Annotated in this window: 11 protein-coding genes; 6 read left to right on the top strand and 5 right to left on the bottom strand. The window is 61.1% G+C overall.

Annotated elements, in window-relative coordinates; genetic code table 11:
- Positions 1–386 precede the first annotated feature (386 nt).
- Positions 387–2,051 (top strand): electron transfer flavoprotein-ubiquinone oxidoreductase, encoded by a 1,665-nt coding sequence (locus FX982_RS17415; RefSeq protein ID WP_172611784.1) that lies wholly within the window; start codon positions 387–389, stop codon positions 2,049–2,051.
- Positions 2,052–2,253: 202 nt separating this feature from the next.
- Here FX982_RS17415 and FX982_RS17410 read toward each other — a convergent pair whose 3' ends face one another.
- Entirely contained in the window at positions 2,254–3,159 is a 906-nt protein-coding gene (locus FX982_RS17410) for an AraC family transcriptional regulator (protein ID WP_172611783.1), read from the bottom strand.
- Positions 3,160–3,336: 177 nt separating this feature from the next.
- On the opposite strand from FX982_RS17410, the gene FX982_RS17405 reads away from it, so the two are divergent.
- On the top strand, positions 3,337–4,389 hold the full coding sequence (locus tag FX982_RS17405; protein WP_172611782.1) for an NAD(P)-dependent alcohol dehydrogenase: 1,053 nt from the start codon (positions 3,337–3,339) through the stop codon (positions 4,387–4,389).
- 46 nt (positions 4,390–4,435) lie between these two features.
- Here the strand turns inward: FX982_RS17405 and FX982_RS17400 are convergent, their stop codons facing one another.
- Both FX982_RS17400 and FX982_RS17395 read right to left on the bottom strand, forming a co-directional pair.
- Positions 4,436–5,140: an AlgP family protein gene (locus FX982_RS17400; RefSeq protein ID WP_172611781.1), complete on the bottom strand. Its 705-nt coding sequence runs from the start codon at positions 5,138–5,140 to the stop codon at positions 4,436–4,438.
- 214 nt (positions 5,141–5,354) lie between these two features.
- Positions 5,355–6,158, bottom strand: a complete 804-nt coding sequence (locus FX982_RS17395; protein ID WP_172611780.1) for an IclR family transcriptional regulator — start codon at positions 6,156–6,158, stop codon at positions 5,355–5,357.
- A gap of 240 nt (positions 6,159–6,398) precedes the next feature.
- Between FX982_RS17395 and FX982_RS17390 the strand changes: the two genes are divergently transcribed.
- The 4 genes from FX982_RS17390 to FX982_RS17375 all read left to right on the top strand — a co-directional run bounded on the left by FX982_RS17390 (position 6,399) and on the right by FX982_RS17375 (position 14,862).
- The gene (locus tag FX982_RS17390; protein ID WP_254074814.1) at positions 6,399–7,418 is read left to right on the top strand and encodes a metallophosphoesterase; all 1,020 of its coding nucleotides are present in this window, start codon (positions 6,399–6,401) and stop codon (positions 7,416–7,418) included.
- Positions 7,419–7,677: 259 nt separating this feature from the next.
- Complete coding sequence (locus FX982_RS17385; protein ID WP_172611779.1) at positions 7,678–7,878, top strand: helix-turn-helix domain-containing protein; 201 nt, start codon at positions 7,678–7,680, stop codon at positions 7,876–7,878.
- A 719-nt stretch (positions 7,879–8,597) separates the two neighbouring features.
- Positions 8,598–11,600, top strand: coding sequence for an autotransporter serine peptidase EprS (eprS, locus tag FX982_RS17380; RefSeq protein WP_172611778.1), 3,003 nt, complete (start codon positions 8,598–8,600; stop codon positions 11,598–11,600).
- Between the two features lie 151 nt (positions 11,601–11,751).
- Complete coding sequence (locus FX982_RS17375) at positions 11,752–14,862, top strand: autotransporter domain-containing protein (RefSeq protein WP_172611777.1); 3,111 nt, start codon at positions 11,752–11,754, stop codon at positions 14,860–14,862.
- A 279-nt stretch (positions 14,863–15,141) separates the two neighbouring features.
- On the opposite strand, the gene FX982_RS17370 is transcribed toward FX982_RS17375, so the two are convergent.
- Both FX982_RS17370 and dgoD read right to left on the bottom strand, forming a co-directional pair.
- Positions 15,142–16,455 carry an MFS transporter gene (locus FX982_RS17370; RefSeq protein ID WP_172611776.1) on the bottom strand — a complete coding sequence of 438 codons (1,314 nt, stop codon included), beginning with the start codon at positions 16,453–16,455 and terminating at the stop codon, positions 15,142–15,144.
- A 202-nt stretch (positions 16,456–16,657) separates the two neighbouring features.
- Positions 16,658–17,806: a galactonate dehydratase gene (gene dgoD, locus FX982_RS17365; protein ID WP_065986272.1), complete on the bottom strand. Its 1,149-nt coding sequence runs from the start codon at positions 17,804–17,806 to the stop codon at positions 16,658–16,660.
- Positions 17,807–17,868 lie beyond the last annotated feature (62 nt).

Below are 17,868 nucleotides of genomic sequence, written 5' to 3'. Positions count from 1 at the left end.
AAACTGCAGCGCGCCGCCGGGGTGGGGCTGAAGGTGGCGCGGGGGCGATGCTCACGTTGCTTTTAGCGGTGTTCTGCTGCCAACGGGTTTGTACCGGCAGCCGAGGCGAACAGCCAGCTGGGCCGAGTGCAAAACCGCCCGTATCTTGACCGCAACGTCTGGTCGGGTCAATACGACATAAACGCCAGTCACAAGCCGCCTCACCATGATTTATCAGGGTTTCGGCCGATTCAAACAAACGTTTGTATTGGACCTGCGAGGTGGTGTAGATATAATGCGCGCCTTCACGATGACACCCGGGTGAACGACCTTCCCGGTGTCGGTTTTAGCCATCTATAACAATACGTCTAAAAATACGCCGTTGAGCCTTGAGTAGGAGATAGCCTGTGGAACGCGAATTTATGGAGTTCGACGTCGTCATCGTCGGAGCCGGGCCCGCCGGGCTGTCTGCCGCTTGCCGCCTGAAACAGAGAGCCGCTGACGCCGGTCAGGAAATCAGCGTCTGCGTCGTGGAAAAAGGCTCCGAGGTCGGTGCCCACATCCTCTCCGGCGCGGTGTTCGAACCCCGAGCCCTCGACGAACTCTTCCCTGACTGGAAAGCCCTCGGCGCCCCGCTCAACACCCCGGTTAAAGACGACGACATCTATGTGCTGACCGGTGCCGACGCCAGCCAGAAAGTCCCGGGGGCATTTGTTCCCAAGACCATGCACAACGAAGGCAACTACATCATCTCCCTGGGCAACCTGTGCCGCTGGATGGCACAGCAGGCCGAGAACCTGGGCGTCGAAATCTACCCGGGCTTTGCGGCTCAGGAAGCGCTGATCGATGAAAGCGGCGTGGTGCGCGGGATTCTCACCGGCGACCTGGGCGTTGACCGCGAAGGCAATCCGAAAGAAGGCCTGTACACCCCCGGCATGGAACTGCGCGGCAAGTACACGCTGTTCGCCGAAGGCTGCCGTGGTCACATCGGCAAGCAACTGATCAACCGCTTTAACCTCGACAGTGAGGCCGACGCCCAGCATTACGGCATCGGTCTGAAGGAAATCTGGGAAGTCGATCCGGCCAAACACCAGCCAGGCCTGGTGGTGCACACCGCCGGTTGGCCGCTGGACATCATGGGCACTGAAAACACCGGCGGCTCGTTCCTTTACCACTTGGAAAACAATCAGGTCGTGGTCGGGCTGATCGTGGATCTGTCCTACGCCAACCCGTACCTGTCGCCGTTCGATGAATTCCAGCGCCTCAAGCACCACCCGGTCCTCAAGCAATACCTGGAAGGCGGCAAGCGCATCAGTTACGGCGCTCGGGCCATCTGCAAGGGCGGACTGAATTCGCTGCCGAAGATGGTCTTTCCCGGTGGCGCGCTGATCGGTTGCGACCTGGGCACCCTGAACTTCGCCAAGATCAAGGGCAGCCACACCGCCATGAAGTCCGGCATGCTCGCCGCTGAAGCAGTGGCGGATGCGTTGTTTGCCGGCAACGAGGGTGGCGATGCGCTGAACGGCTACGTTGAAGGTTTCAAAGCCAGCTGGCTGCACGAAGAGCTGTTCGCCAGCCGCAACTTTGGCGCGGCGGTTCACAAGTTCGGCGCCATCTTCGGGGGCGCCTTCAACTTTATCGATCAGAACCTGTTCGGCGGCAAGATCCCCTTCACCCTGCACGACAACAAACCTGACTATGCGTGCATGAAGCTGGCGGCCGACTCGAAGAAGATCGACTACCCGAAACCCGACGGCAAGCTGAGCTTCGACAAGCTAAGTTCGGTGTTCATCTCTGGCACCAACCACGAAGAAGAACAGCCCTGCCACTTGAAGCTGAAGGACCCGAGCATCCCGATCAGCGTCAACCTGCCCAAGTACGACGAGCCTGCGCAGCGTTACTGCCCGGCAGGGGTTTACGAGGTGGTGACCCAGGAAGACGGCGCGAAACGCTTCCAGATCAACGCGCAGAACTGCGTCCACTGCAAAACCTGCGACATCAAGGATCCATCGCAGAACATCACGTGGGTAGCACCGGAAGGCGCAGGCGGGCCGACCTATCCCAATATGTAAGGGAAGCGGCAAGCTTCAAGCTTTGAGCTGCAAGCTTCCCGGCTGAATCCGGTCCTACTGACACTGCGCGTGTTCAGTGGGACCGGCTTTAGCCGGGAAGACGCCAGCGGCCTTAGCGTAAAATTAAAGGTGTGCACACTGGCCTCTTTCCGGCTGAAACCGGTCCTACTCCCGGGAAGCTTGTAAGTTTCAACAACCACCCTCACGCTGATATTTTCAGCCTCTCGCCCTCTTCCCCCGGATTGCGCTCGAAGTAGCGTTTGTACTCGCGACTGAATTGCGAGGTGCTCTGATACCCGACCTTGTGCGCGACCTGTGCCACCCCCATGCCTTCGCCGATGAGCATCTGTTGAGCCTTGAGCAGCCGCACGCGCTTCAAGTACTGAACGGGTGACAGCAGCGTGCTGCGTTTGAAATGCTCATGGAAGGTTGAAGCGCTCATGTTGGCGCAGCGGGCCAGATCCTCGACGCTCAATGCCTCGTCGTAATGGTCGCGCAGGTAGTGCAACGCTGCCGCGATACGGGCGAAGTGGCCGGTCTGCTCGACCAGCGCACGCAGCACCCCGGCTTGCGGACCGCGCAATGCGGCATACACCACTTCCCTGACCCGGGCCTGGCCCATCACTTGCGCGTCGAGTGGATCGTGCAGACAGCGCAGCAACCGCTCCACGCTCTCGCGCATCGGCGCATCCAGCTCGGCGGAGGTCATGGACTCCGGCGTCTGCGCCTTGACCTTGACGTTCGGCGCCTCGCCCATGGTCTGAACAAGCTCACCCAACAGAGCCCGATCAATTGATACGGCGACGCCATACATCGGCGCCTCGGCCGTCGCGAAGGTTTCGCACATGAACGGTACCGACAACGCCTGCACCAGATAATGACCGGCGCCGTATTCCAGGGTTCGCGGGCCAAGGCGCGCGAGCTTGCTGCCCTGAGCAATGATCACCAGGCTCGGTTCATAGATCTGCGGGCTGCTCGCGACGTAATACTCCCAGGACATCGCCTGCACGCCCGGCACTCGGGTGTCGACGAAACCCGGGCGCGGCGCCAGCGGTTTGATAAGGGAGACCAACTCGGCGTTGGCGTCGGAATGGGAGAGAGGAGACATGGGCAGCCGTACGGAGGATTTGACACCGCCATCATCGCAGATCAGCGGCGCGAAGCCCTACTCGATCGATCAAATCCGGAGGATCAGGCATGACAGGCGGAGGAATGACCATGGCCGACGATGCGCTGCGTGAGGAGAATGGACCGCCTCAACTGTCATCGTTTTGCGAGGTTCTTTATGTACACAGCCATCGGTTACGCCGCCCAGTCCGCCACCACCCCCCTCGCCCCCATGACGTTCAGCCGCCGCAGCCCGCGGCCGGACGACGTGGCCATCGAGATCCTCTACTGCGGCGTCTGCCACTCCGACATCCACCAGGCGCGCAACGAGTGGGGCATCGCCGTGTACCCCCTCATGCCGGGCCATGAGATCGTCGGCAAGGTCACCGAAGTCGGCGCCAACGTCAGCAAGCACAAAGTCGGTGATCTGGTCGGCGTCGGCTGCATGGTCGATTCCTGCCGTCAGTGCGAAGCCTGCGCCCGCGACCTCGAGCAGTATTGCCTCGAAGGCGCGACCATGACCTACGCCACTCCGGACCGCGTCGACGGCAGCAACACCATGGGTGGCTATTCCAACAGCATCGTGGTCAGCGAGCACTTCGTCGTGCGTATCCCGGAGAAACTCGACCTGGCCGCTGCCGCGCCGATCCTGTGTGCCGGCATCACCACCTATTCGCCGCTCAAGCATTACGGCGTCAAGGCTGGCGACAAAGTGGGTGTGCTGGGCATGGGCGGTCTGGGCCACATGGGGATCAAGTTCGCCAAGGCCATGGGCGCGGAAGTGACGCTGTTCACCCGCTCGGCGAGCAAGGCCGAAGAAGGTCGTCGTCAGGGTGCCGACCACGTCATCGTCTCGACGGATGCCGAGCAGATGAAAGCCGCTGCTGGCCATTTCGACTTCCTGCTGGACACCATTCCTGTGCAGCACGACCTGAACCCCTACCTCGAAACCCTGCGATTTGACGGCGTGCACATTCTCGTCGGCCTGATCGAACCCGTGGACCCGGCGCTGCATGCTGCCAATCTGGTGATGAAGCGTCGCGTGCTGGCGGGCTCACTGATCGGTGGCATCGCCGAAACCCAGGAGGTGCTGGATTTCTGCGCCGAGCACGGCATCACCTGCGACATCGAGATGCTCGATATCAAGCACATCAACGAGGCCTACAGCCGCATGATCGCCGGTGACGTGAAATACCGTTTCGTGATTGATATGGCCACGTTGAAGGCCTGATCCACGGGTTCGCCCCGCGCGCAATGCGGGGCGAACGGCGACACCCCTACCGCGAGCGTTCAAGCCACTCCGGCTGGAGCGCCGATTCAGCATGAGGCGCCTCATCCGGCTCGGGCGCAGCGCTGGCCTCGGCGACCCCGTGGGCCAATGGTGCAACCTCGCTGGGTGCATGCTTCCGTCCCTTGACCACCGTCACCGTAGGCGTGGCGACCACCGCATTAGCCATGGCTTTCAGTGCTGTGGCTTCCCTCGTGGCGCGGCGAGCCGCAGGCGAAGGCTTCACGGCAGACTTGGCGGTCACCTCCGTTTGTGCGGCTGGCGAGGTAGCTCCGCTGATTTCGAGTTGGCCGAGCTCGCGCTGGCGCAGCATTTCGCTGGCAGCTTCACGCACCTCGCCCACGCCCTGCAATAACGCCAGGCTTACGTGGACGTCGTGCTTGAAGTCGCGGATGTAGTGCCGGGTTTCATCAGCCTGGCGCTGCATGTCAACCAAAGCTGTCTCCAGCAGTGAAATAGTGGCCCGCAGCTTCATCTGTTTTTTGCGTTTTCCGGCTGGCGTGGAGTCGAGACGGTCCCGCTGCTTGCCAAGCTTCTTCTCCACCTTGCTGCGTTTCTTTTCGAGCTTGGCGAGCTTCTTTTCAGCCCCGGCGAGGGCTTGCCCACAGGCGTGCTCAAAATGCTCCAGCAAGATTGTGGCCAGTTCCTGAAGCAGCTGCAGTGGTGTGAGCTCAGTTTTTTGTTTATTCGCCATACCAGCCTCTCCTTCCCGAATCGCATGTGCCCTGGCCGGTCGGCCAATGGCGTCTGAACAGTTAAGACCGCGGGCCGGGATTATGGTTGGGTCGATCACGAGCCCCTTTATCGATCGCTTCACCAGCAGGCGCTTTCCAGGATTTCAACAGGGGTGATTGCCGTCGATTGCTTCAACAGTTCGCCCGTTATCCCCTGCTCTGCTCATCTAGACGCTAGCCACCCAACTCCGCAGACAACCGTGCCGCGGCGTCCTTGATCACCGGCACCAGCTCGGCCATCTTTTCCAATGGCATGTAGGGCACGGTGCTGGCGATGCTGATGCCAGCGACAATCTGCTTGCTGGCATCACGCACCGGCGCGGCCACGCAGCGGATCGACGGTTCGTTGTCTTCCAGATCGAACGCATAACCGCCCTGCACGTACTCGCGCATGCGCGCCTGCACCTGCTCCCAGGTCTGCTCTTCATGGGCCGGCCACAGCGGGTTTTTGCCAGTGGTAGGCACGCTGATCTCATACAGCCGTTGCCATTCGCTTTCCGGGCTGTCCAGCAGCAGCGCCTTGCCGATGCCGGTGCGCGCCAGCGGCATGCGATGGCCCACCCGCGAACGCATCTCCGGACCATTGCGGCCGGGATTCTTGTGCAGGTACAGCACCTCGTCGCCATCGCGCATTGCCAAGTGCACAGTGTCGCCGGTGAGCGCCGACAATTGGTCGAGAAAGGGTTTGGCCAGCACCAGCAGCGGCACTTCTTCCTGGGCCTGGAACCCCAGTTCGATCAACCTGGGCCCGAGGAGATAACCGGTTTGCGGCACCACTCGCAGGTAGCGTTCCTCCACCAGACAACTGGCAAGCCGGTGCGTGGTGCTGCGGGTGGTGCCGATGAGCCGGGCGATTTCCTTGAGGTCGCGAGCGCCGCTGGCGACCGCATGAATCACGCCCAGGCCGCGAATCAGCGTTTGCGTGCCGGTGGGTGCAGGGTCTTTGCCAGTGACGGCGGTGTCGGATGCATCTTGCATGGCGCGCCTTATCGAATCAGAAAACCGGCGACATTATCGTCGCCAGCCTTGAAGCCTGCCAGCGCTGCGCAGAATTTGCTCGGCGTCGGCGCAGGGTCATACTCACTCGATGCGCTCGACCTTGCCCACCAACAGCATGTCGGACAACGCGCCGTACGCACGCTCGAAGACCATCGCATTTTCCCCAAGATTCACCTTGGTAGCACGCTTCCCAGGGCAGATAATTAAGCAGTTTCGCTGATGAAGGATTCCGCAGGCATGAGGCAAAAGGTTCTGAGACTTTCGCAAAATCACCATGGCCGTGACTTTGTCGTAGGTGACATTCACTTCAAAACCACCGACTTGTACAAAGGCCTGCACAAACTCGGCTTTGACAGCAGGACTGACCGAGTCATCGGCGTCGGCGACCTCATTGATCGCGGCCCGGGCGTGCTCGATGGGCTTAAGCTTTTGGGCGAGCCGTGGTTTTTCACCGTAATGGGTAACCATGAACAGATGTTGATTCGGGCTTACCGTGAAAACCCGGATGCTCGTTATGGCTCTCATGGTGCTGGTTGGTGGGCAACCGTCGCCGATGAGTCGAAAGAAATGATCATCGTCAAGCTTGAGACCCTCCCTACCCTCATCGAGATCGAATCACCCCTGGGGGTCGTCGGCGTTATACACGGGGATGTACCGAGAGGCTTGTCCTGGCAGCGGTTCGTCAACGATATCGACAACGCGCAAGTCGAAGAAATAGCCCTTTGGGGGCGAGAGCGGATCAAAAAACATTACCGTCAAGGCGTCGCCGGCGTTTGGCGTGTTTGCACGGGTCACACATGGATTCCAGAGCCGTTACGCCTCGGGAACGTGCTCGCGCTGGATTGCACCGGAGGCGGCGACGGGCCTTTGGGAATTTACTGCGTCCAGGACGATACCCTCTATGTCGACGGTCTTCCCGTGGCGCTTGACCAAGCTGAAGTTTTCACGGAGTTGCTTAACGATCTAGAGCGCACGCAGGCAGAACTCAACAACACATTGGGTGCTGGCACGCTAATCGAATCCCAACGCCTGAGTCGTAAGGCTGAAGGTTTAGCGGGTCGGGCGAATATTGCCTGGCTTGCACTGCAGCCTGAGGTCGAAGCGTCTCAGAAGCTCTTGAATGAGCTCCACGGGCTCAGCCTGCTTGGCGGGGAGCGGAGGGTCATGAAGCTCGAAGAATTACGGTCTGGATACGAAGGAACGCACATTGAAGGATTACTGAACAGGCTGTTCTCCTAGACGCGAGAGCTATTGCTTCCCGACAGTATCCATGGATCTGCCCTGCGGTCCTTTTCGTGGCAAACGGGCCGACCGGCAGTGCGAAGCACTGATCCAGTGCCCGGTGCCGGCGAAGCTAATCGACAAGTGCATCCCCACTGCCGGCCTGCTGGCCTGCTGGCCTGCTGGCCCATAGATGGCGGCCGGTTTAATCATTCAAGGCAAGATGCTGCATGCCTACCTCTGACGGGATTGTTGATGTTCACATCGACTCGCTTCATTGATCAAACGTTCAGATGTCGACGGCGGCTACTGCCTGAAAGTGAGCCAGGAAAAAATTGCGCAACAGCTTGGTGTTTCTCGTCAGAGCATCAACCGCCAGCTGAAAATTTGGGAGACGCAGGGCTTATTGGTTGTTCGATACAGCGCTATCACAATTCTCGATCTACAAAAACTCAAAGAGACAGCAGGCGGCGAGTAAGCATCCAGGTGCCCAACTACAAGCGGAGGCACGACTGATGACTTGGAACAGGTGATGGATCATCGATGGCTGACCTTGCACGCCACAACTCGTTGAACATTGTGGCGCGTCTTGTGATTGCTCGGTCGGCATAACAATGGGGCGCTACCCCATAATCCAGGGTGTATTTGCCATTCGCTTGCGGTGTATTCGCTGGTTGCATACGACGTATCGTTTGCTGTGACCAGCACTGCGGGAAATTGCGCGAACGTAATCATTGCGCCAAGGGAGTCTTTGGCACTTTTGCACTTAAAGACCATTTCTGTAAATTCAAAAGTGCCGCGGGGTAAGCGCGAAGTCCCTTGAGCCAGAAGTCTATCTTGCGTCGTGGCTAAGTAGTGGCTCAGAAGTTCCCGCGATCTATTACTTGAATACCTCTCTATTACTCATCCCGCGTAGACATGCGACTGCGGAGGTCGCCAAACCCACAAGCTAAGCCAACTAAAGACGCGCCACCTTCTAGACACTGGAACTAAAATGCCACTATTCCACATTGCACCTTAGTTGTGCCTGCTCCGTCTAGATGCCTCATCACAGCGCCTTGTGGCCTATTACCCGAGTGATTTCATGCCATTGGCTTTGTATCAAATTTGAAACAAATAAGTTGCCATCCCCTGCGCAGCGGACTATTTTCTTACGGCGCTCACTAGGGAGCTAACAAATAAAAAAGGTGTGCAGGGATGCGAAGGTTCAAGCCGTCCAATGCTGTCCGTTATTCCGTTAAACCCGCAACCACTACCGCACTTTGCGCGTTGTCTTTAACCTTTGGCTGCTCGACTTATGCCGACTATGCAGAACAGGGGAAGCTAGGTGACGCGGCCAGTTGGCGCTCGGAAGAATTTCAGAGTGACTGGGGATTGGGCCGTATCCAGGCTGATCAGGCCTATGCTGCCGGTATCACCGGCAGCGGGGTAAAAATCGGCGCGATGGACTCAGGATTCGACCCCTCTCATCCCGAAGCCAGCCCATCCCGCTACCATGCGGTAACGGCCAACGGCACCTACGTAAATGGTTCGCCCTTTAGCATCACGGGTGCCATCAACCCTAATAACGACACCCATGGCACGCACGTGACCGGGACCATGGGCGCGGCCCGGGATGGCGTTGGCATGCATGGCGTGGCGTACAACGCGCAACTCTATGTGGCCAACACCAACCAGAGCGACAGCTTCCTGTTCGGCCCGAGCCCGGATCCGCAGTACTTCAAGGCGGCCTATGGCGCGCTGGCCGATGCCGGTGTGCGGGCGATCAACAACAGTTGGGGTAGCCAGCCGCCGGATGTGACCTACGCGACGTTGAAAGGCGTGCAGGCTGCCTATGCCCAGCATTACAACCGGGGCACTTGGCTGGATGAAGCGGCTAACGTGTCGCGCAGGGGCGTGATCAACGTCTTCAGTGCTGGCAATACCGGCTATGCCAACGCCAGTGTGCGTTCTGCGCTGCCGTATTTCGAGCCAGACCTGGAAGGCCACTGGCTGGCGGTGTCTGGCCTGGATAGCGCCAATGCCCAGCGCTACAACCAGTGCGGCATTGCCAAATATTGGTGCATCACCACGCCCGGGAGGCTGATCAACAGCACCGTGCCTGGCGGCGGCTATGCGCTCAAGTCCGGTACGTCCATGGCCGCGCCCCATGCAACGGGCGCATTGGCGCTGGTGATGGAGCGCTACCCGTACATGAACAACGAGCAGGCCTTGCAGGTGCTGCTCACCACCGCGACCCAGCTCGATGGTTCGGTCACCCAGGCGCCCAATGGCACTGTGGGCTGGGGTGTGGTCAACCTGGAGCGGGCCATGCGCGGCCCAGGGCAGTTGCTGGGGACCTTCAACGCCAACCTGAGCGCCGGCCAAACCGATGTCTGGAGTAACGGTATCTCTGATCAGGCGTTGATCCAGCGTCAGGCCGAGGACACTGCTGAACAGACCGCCTGGCAGCAAACCCTGGTCAGCAGAGGTTGGCAGAACGGCGTGGCCAGCACCGCCAGCCAACAGGACCAGACCGACTACGCCGTGGGCAGCGCCCGTGCAGCGGCAGCGGCTCAGCGCCAGTATCAAGGCAGCCTGATCAAGTCCGGCGCGGGCCGACTGATCCTTGAAGGGAACAATACCTATCGCGGCGATACCCAGGTCAACGGTGGTGTGCTGTCGGTCAATGGCTCCCTGGCGTCCGCCGTGCAGGTCAATGCGGAGGGCACCCTAGGCGGCAATGGCCAGGTCGGTAACCTCACCGCGTTGAGCGGCGGGCAGATTGCGCCCGGTAACTCCATCGGCACCTTGCGGGTGAACGGTGACTTAACCTTCGCGCCGGGCTCAACCTACGCGGTAGAGCTTTCGCCAACGACCAGTGACCGCATTGTGGCCACCGGCAGTGCCACGGTGTCGGGGGCTAACATGGCCCTGGCCCTGGACCCAACGCCGCTACCATTAAATGCCACGCCCGGCCAAACCCTGATTGGCCGCCAGTACAACGTGTTGCAAGCCGCCAATGGTGTGAACGGGCAGTTTGCTGCGGTCACCTCCAACTACGCTTTCCTCGGCGGCCGCCTGGACTACGCCGCTAACGGCGTCGCGCTGAATATCGAGCGCACGGCGGCTTTCGACAGCGTGGCGCGAACCCCTAACCAGGCAGCCGTGGCCTCGGCCGCCGAGCAATTGGGGGCGGGCAACGCGGTGTATGAAAACCTGCTGCTCGCTCAAAGTGCCGCCTCGGCCCGGGAAAGTTTCCAGCAGCTGTCGGGCGAGATCTACCCGGCAGTCGCCACCCAGTTGATCAACGACAGCCGCTATGTGCGTGATGCCGTTGGCGAGCGTCTGGGCGCCAGCGTGTTCGGTCCCGACGCCAATACGGCACCGCAAGACAATGTGTGGTTCAAGGCCTTGGGCGCGTGGGGCAAAACCGATTCCCGTAGCGATACGGCGGGCTATACCTCGTCCATTGGCGGCGTGCTGGCGGGTGTCGACGGCGACGTAGGCGAAGCCACGCGCCTTGGCCTGATAGGCGGCTACAGTGACAGCTCGGTCAATATGGGCTCGGGCACCCATTCCGGTGCATCGGTAGACAGTTACCATCTGGGCGCCTATCTGGGCCATGAGATCGGCGCCTGGCGCTTGACCCTCGGCGGTGCCTACAGCTGGCACCGGATCGACGGCAAGCGCGATGTACAAGTCGGCGGCGCCAGTGGCCGGGAGAAAACCAAACACGATGCGCAGACCGCACAGGTATTCACCGAAGCGGCGTACCGTATTCAGTTGCAGCCCGCAGTGCTTGAGCCCTTCGCCAACCTGGCCTATGTGCACCTTGGCACGGATAGCTTCACCGAGAAGGGAGATGCCGCAGCGCTTGCATCCGGCAGCGATACCCGTGAAGCCGTGCTCGGCACGCTGGGTGTACGGGCGCTTAAAACCATCGCAATCAATGATCATCAGAAGCTGGATCTCTCCGGCAGCCTGGGCTGGCAGCACAACCTGAGCAATACCGATTCAGAGCAGCACATGGCCTTTGCGGCAGGCGGCAGTCGTTTTGGCATCGAAAGCTCGCCCTTGGTGCGTGATGCGGCCCTGGTGGGTGCCCATGCCCGCATGGCGCTGAGCCGTGAGGCCAGCGTCAGCCTGGACTACAACGGCCAACTGGCCAGCCGTGAAAAAAGCCACGGCATCGGCTTGAGCCTTAACTGGCAGTTCTAAGAGCAAAGCGGCACAGCGAGCCACGCCTTCGCCCGCCGCTTTCCTGAAGTTGAATGTTTCAACCTACCCATTGTTGGAAAAAGAACGACGCGGATGCCAAGACGGCATTCGCGCGGGGTTTTGTGTGCGCTAACTAAGGACAGTTGTATTTATGAAAAAGCCATCCACCACTCGACAGCTTGCTGTCAGCTCCATTCGGCACGCTATTCGGCAAGCCCATCGCGCTTCTTGCGGCGCCCTGGCCTGTTACCTGGCCACCCTCGGTGCAGCCGAGGCTGCGCCTTACGTAGAAGCCGGCCAGGCCGGGAATGTCGCCAGTTGGCGCAGCCCGGAGTTCACTGCGCAATGGGGGCTGGGCGCGATTAACGCCGACCAGGCCTACGCGGCCGGTTACACCGGCAAAGGCGTGAAGTTGGGGATTTTCGATCAGCCGGTGTACGCACCGCACCCGGAATTCGCCAGCCCGGATAAAGTGATCAACCTGGTAACCAGTGGCATTCGCGAGTACACCGACCCCTATATCCCGGTGAAGGCCGGCGATGCCTTTCGTTACGATGGCACCCCTACCCCTGACTCCAACGGCCGGCTGGGTAACCATGGCACCCACGTAGGTGGCATCGCTGGCGGCAACCGAGACGGCGGGCCCATGCACGGCGTGGCCTTCAACGCCCAGATCATCAGCGCCGACAACGGCGACCCAGGCCCGGAGGACGGCATTGTCTTGGGCAACGACGGCGCGGTTTACCAGGCTGGCTGGAACGCATTGGTCAGCAGTGGCGCGCGCATCATCAACAACAGCTGGGGCATTGGCATTACCGACCGCTTTGACCAGGGCGGTCGCGACCCGGCCTTTCCGCACTTTACCGTTCAGGATGCGCAGCTGCAGTTCAATCAGATCCAACAGATCCTCGGCACTCGCCCAGGGGGCGCTTACCAGGGCGCCATCGATGCTGCGCGCAGCGGCGTGGTGACCATTTTCGCCGCAGGCAACGACTACAACCTGAACAACCCGGACGCCATGGCCGGGCTAGGGTATTTCGTGCCAGAGATCGCCCCCAACTGGCTGACGGTTGCTGCCTTGCAGCAAAACCCGAACGCCACGGCCGCCGGCGCCACGCCTTACACCTTGAGCACCTTTTCTTCTCGCTGCGGCTACACGGCCAGCTTCTGCGTGTCGGCGCCAGGCACGCGGATCTACAGCTCCGTGCTCAACGGCACCAGCTTGGCAGACCTGACCGTGGGCTGGGTCAACAAAAACGGTACCTCCATGGCTGCGCCCCATGTCGCGGGCAGCATGGCAGTACTGATGGAGCGCTTCCCCTACATGACCGGCGCACAGGTGGCCGACGTGTTGAAAACCACCGCCACCGACCTCGGCGCGCCTGGCGTGGACGCACTGTATGGCTGGGGCATGATCAACCTGGGCAAGGCCGTCAACGGCCCGAGCATGTTCGTCACCGAGGCGGATATTCCCGCCGAGTTTCGTATCAGTGGCGCCTATGGCGACAGCCAGTTCGTTGCCAACCTGCCGGGCACCGGCGCGGTGGTCGATGCCGGTAAACCGACCCAGCGCCTCTGCAGCGGGCCACAATGCGGGCGGGACGTGTGGAGCAATGACATAGCCGGGCATGGCGGCTTGACCAAGCTGGGTATCGGTACCTTGGTGCTGACTGGCGCCAACACCTACAGCGGCCCGACCCTGGTCAATGAAGGGCGCCTGGCGGTCAATGGTTCGCTGGCCTCGGCGGTGACCGTCAACGACACGGGCATACTGGGCGGCAACGGCCGGGTCGCGTCCCTTGCTGCCAACCGTGGCGGTACGGTTGCGCCGGGCAATTCCGTGGGCACCTTACAGGTGGCGGGGGACCTTAACCTGGCGCCCGGCGCTGTGTATGCGGTGGAGTTGTCGCCCGCTGGCAGCGACCGCATCATCGCCGGCGGACAGGCTACGGTGAGCGGTGCGACCATGGCCCTCTCGCTGGAAAACGGCGCCGGCTTCACCACAAGCGAGGTCAACAGCCTGATCGGCCGGCCGTTCAGCGTGCTGCAAGCCGCTGGCGGCGTGCAGGGCCAGTTCGGGACGGTGCTGGATAACTACGCTTTCCTGGATGGCAACCTGGCCTACAGCGGTACGGGCGTTGCCTTGGCCCTGGAGCGCAACGGGGACAGCTTCGCCAGCGCCGCGCAAACCGCTAACCAGGCCAACGTAGCGGCGGCCGCCGAGCAATTAGGTGCCGGTAACGCGGTGTACGAAGAGCTGCTGTTGAGCCCTGATGCGGCTACCGCCCGGCGTGCCTACACCCAGTTGTCCGGCGAAGTGCATCCGGCCATCACCACTCAGTTGATCAACGACAGCCGCCAGGTACGCGATGCCGTAGGTGATCGCCTGCGCGTCGAAGGGCTGTACGACCAGCCTGCGGCGGGCGTTGAAGGCAACAACCTGTGGGTGAAAGGCCTGGGTGCCTGGGGCAAGAACGCCGGCAGCAGCGACAGCGCCAGTTCAACCTCATCCCTGGGCGGCCTGCTCGCCGGTGTGGACGGCCTGGTGGCTGAGCACACCCGGTTGGGCGCCATGGTCGGTTACAGCGATACCTCGTTAGGCATGGGTGACGACACCCATTCCAGCGCCTCGGCCGATAGCTACCACCTGGGTGCGTACATTGGCCACGAGGAAGGGGCGTTGCGCCTGACCGCAGGTGCATCCCATAGCTGGCACCGCATTGACGTCAAGCGAGACGTGCAACTGGGTACTTCGGCCGACCGCCTGAAGGTCAAGCGCGACGCGCAATCGACCCAGGTGTTCACCGAAGCGGCCTATCGCCTCAACCTGCAGCCTTTGGCGCTGGAGCCCTTCGCCAACCTGGCCTATGTGCACTTCGACAGCGACAGCTTTACGGAGAAAGGAGGCGACACGGCGCTCAAGGGTGATGACGACACCCGCGACACGGTGCTGTCCACGCTGGGCGCGCGTGCCGGTAGCCGGTTTAACCTCACCGATACCCAGAAACTGGACGTCTCAGGTACGTTGGGCTGGCAGCATAACCTGAGCGATACCTCGGCCGAGCAGCACCTGGCCTTTGCCAGCGGGGTGAATAGCTTTGCCGTGCAAAGCGTGTCCATGGACCGGGACGCCGCCGTCGTGGGCGCCCGCGCCAGCCTTGTCTTGAACCGGGATGCGCGGATCGATCTGGACTACAACGGCCTGCTGGGCGCCCGGGATAAAACCCACGGCGTCGGCCTGTCGCTGAATTGGCAGTTCTAACCTCTAGCGCTGCCTGAAAGTCTGCGCCAGCTTGGTGCTCTCACCAGATACTAAAAAACCGTCTGGAGGGTCGTTTTTTTTCCCTCCAACCGGTTCAGTAGCCATCCAGCGGAGCGCCTAAGCATGGGGAACACAGCGAACTCGAAAGGCTGCTCTCTTTGATGCAGACACCCTCTAAAGCCCGGTCTTACCCGGGCATAGCCGCTTCCATGCCTTTCTCAGGAAACGTCCGTCACCTGGCACGTGATGGCCGTCCCTCATTACGTATCGACAGAGCCATCACAACTCGATGCGTTCCACCTTGCCCACCAACAGGATGTAAGACAGCGCCCCGAGCAGCGCCAGAATGGCGATGTAGGTGATCGCCGGCGCAAAGGAATCACCCGACGCCAGGAAACCGATCACGATCGGCGTGGCAATCGCTGCCAGGTTGCCGATCAGGTTGAACGTCCCGCCGGTCAGCCCCAACAGCCGCGCCGGTGCGAGGGTCGACACCAGCGACCAAGTGATCGACGCCAGGCCATTACCGAAGAAGGCCAGCGCCAGGAAAGCGATCACCAGCGGGGTCGAGTCGACGTAATTGGCGCCGATGATCGAGGTGGAAATCAGCAGACCGGCGATGATCGGCGTCTTGCGCGCGAAACCCACGGTGTAACCGCGACGGATCAGCCAGTCGGAGAAGAACCCCGAGCAGAGCACGCCGACGAAGGCCGCGAGGAACGGCAGCGACGCCAGCAGGCCGGACTTGATGAAGTCCATGCCGCGGTATTTCACCAGATAGGTTGGGAACCAGGTGAGGAAGAACCACAGCGTCGAGTTCAGGCAGAACTGGCCCAGGTAGATGCCCCACAGCTTGCGCTTGGTCAGCACGATGCCCAGATCCTGCCAGCTGAAACCGCTCTTGCGTTTCGAGGCGTCGGTCTGCATGTCGACCAGGCCGCCGCCCTCCTTGATCAAGTCGATCTCGCCCTGATTGATGCCTTTGAAATCACGGGGTTCACGGTAAACCATGTACCAGATCGCCGCCCAGAGCACGCCGACGCCGCCAGTGGCGACGAACACCATGTGCCAGCCATAGCGGGTCTGCAGCCAGGCGAGCACCGGGGTCAGAAACGCCAGGCCGACGAACTGGCCGGAGGTGTAGAAGCCGACGGCGGTGGCGCGCTCCTTTTCGGGGAACCAGGCGGTGACGACGCGGCTGTTGATCGGGTACGCCGGGGCCTCCAGCGCGCCGACGGCCATGCGCAAAATGAACAGGCCGATGAAGCTGCCAACGAAGCCGAGAAAAATGGTCGCAATGGACCACAGCGCCAGCGCCACGGTGTAGAGAATGCGCGGTGGAACGCGATCCACCAGCCAGCCGCCGGGCAGCTGCATGGCGGCGTAGGTCCAGCCGAACGCGGAGAAGATCAGGCCGACGTGCACCGGATCGATGCCCAGCTCGCTGGTCAGTGCGGGCGCGGCGATGGACAGGTTGCTGCGGTCGAGGTAGTTGATCACCACGGTGATGAACAGCAGCACCATGATGAAAAAGCGTTTACGAGTCGGCGTAGCGGTGGTCGCTCGCGCCTGGGTTGCGGTCTGTGTGCGCAAGGGAAGTGCCTCTTTTTATGGTTATCTGAGGTCTGGCGTTATGTGTTTCGTGTGTGGACGAGTAGCGAAACGCTTCGTGAGCAAGCTCACTCCCACGTGAGGGTCAGCGCCCTCGACATCAGGGTCAGGCACAGTTCCTGTGGGAGCGAGCTTGCTCGCGAATCGGGTTTAACGCTGAATTTGCATCAAACCCGTGGGTCAATCACCACTCGGCAAAGCTGCCGTCGGCATGGCGCCAGATCGGGTTACGCCAGCGGTGGCCGATGGCGGCGCGCTCCTTGACGTACTCTTCGTTGATCTCGATGCCCAGGCCCGGTCCGTTCGGGATCTTCACCATGCCCTTGTCGTAGTCGAAGACTTCGGGGTTCTTGATGTAGTCGAGCAGGTCGTTGCTTTCGTTGTAGTGAATGCCCAGGCTCTGCTCCTGAATGAACGCGTTGTAGCAAACGGCGTCCAGTTGCAGGCACGCGGCCAGCGCGATCGGGCCCAACGGGCAATGCAGCGCCAGCGCTACGTCATAGGCTTCGGCCATGTTGGCGATCTTGCGGGTTTCGGTGATGCCGCCCGCGTGGGAAGCGTCCGGCTGGATGATGTCGACGTAGCCTTCGCTCAACACGCGCTTGAAATCCCAACGGGAGAACAAACGCTCGCCCAGGGCAATCGGCGTGCTGGTCAACGGCGCCAGTTCCTTCAGCGCTTCGTAGTTCTCGCTGAGCACCGGCTCTTCGATGAACATCAGCTTGTAGGGGTCCAGCTCTTTCATCAGCACCTTGGCCATCGGCTTGTGCACGCGACCGTGGAAGTCGACGCCGATGCCCACGTTCGGGCCCACGGCATCACGCACGGCAGCGACGTTGGCCAGGGCCAGATCGACCTTGTCGAAGGTGTCGAGGAACTGCAGCTCTTCGGTACCGTTCATTTTCACCGCGGTGAAGCCTCGCTCCACTGCTTCTTTTGCCGCGCGTGCGGTGTCCGCCGGACGGTCGCCGCCGATCCACGAATACACCCGAATCTTGTCGCGCACCTGGCCACCCAGCAAGTCGCTGACCGACACGCCCAGCGCCTTGCCCTTGATGTCCCACAGCGCCTGGTCGATGCCTGCCAGCGCGCTCATGTGAATGGCGCCGCCGCGGTAGAAGCCGCCGCGATAGAGCACGGTCCAGATGTCTTCGATGTTGCGCGGGTCTTTGCCGATCAGGTAGTCGGACAGTTCCTCAACCGCTGCGGCCACGGTGTGGGCGCGGCCCTCGACCACAGGCTCGCCCCAACCGGTGACGCCCTGGTCGGTCTCGACTTTCAGGAAGCACCAGCGCGGCGGAACGATGTACGTCGTGAGTTTGGTGATTTTCATGTCTTGTCTCTCTTATTCAAAACACATGCTGTTGGCGCACTTGTTTAAAAACACAGCCTCGA

Origin of the sequence: Pseudomonas graminis (genome assembly GCF_013201545.1) — a bacterium.
Taxonomy (GTDB): domain Bacteria; phylum Pseudomonadota; class Gammaproteobacteria; order Pseudomonadales; family Pseudomonadaceae; genus Aquipseudomonas.
This window is presented reverse-complemented; position numbering and strand designations above follow the sequence as displayed.

Excerpts from the sequence above, each read along its gene's own strand:
- FX982_RS17410 (WP_172611783.1), bottom strand. The coding sequence starts at position 3,159 with ATGTCTCCTCTCTCCCATTCCGACGCCAACGCCGAGTTGGTCTCCCTT.
- FX982_RS17405 (WP_172611782.1), top strand. The coding sequence starts at position 3,337 with ATGTACACAGCCATCGGTTACGCCGCCCAGTCCGCCACCACCCCCCTC.
- FX982_RS17400 (WP_172611781.1), bottom strand. The coding sequence starts at position 5,140 with ATGGCGAATAAACAAAAAACTGAGCTCACACCACTGCAGCTGCTTCAG.
- FX982_RS17395 (WP_172611780.1), bottom strand. The coding sequence starts at position 6,158 with ATGCAAGATGCATCCGACACCGCCGTCACTGGCAAAGACCCTGCACCC.
- FX982_RS17390 (WP_254074814.1), top strand. The coding sequence starts at position 6,399 with ATGAAGGATTCCGCAGGCATGAGGCAAAAGGTTCTGAGACTTTCGCAA.
- eprS (WP_172611778.1), top strand. The coding sequence starts at position 8,598 with ATGCGAAGGTTCAAGCCGTCCAATGCTGTCCGTTATTCCGTTAAACCC.
- FX982_RS17375 (WP_172611777.1), top strand. The coding sequence starts at position 11,752 with ATGAAAAAGCCATCCACCACTCGACAGCTTGCTGTCAGCTCCATTCGG.
- dgoD (WP_065986272.1), bottom strand. The coding sequence starts at position 17,806 with ATGAAAATCACCAAACTCACGACGTACATCGTTCCGCCGCGCTGGTGC.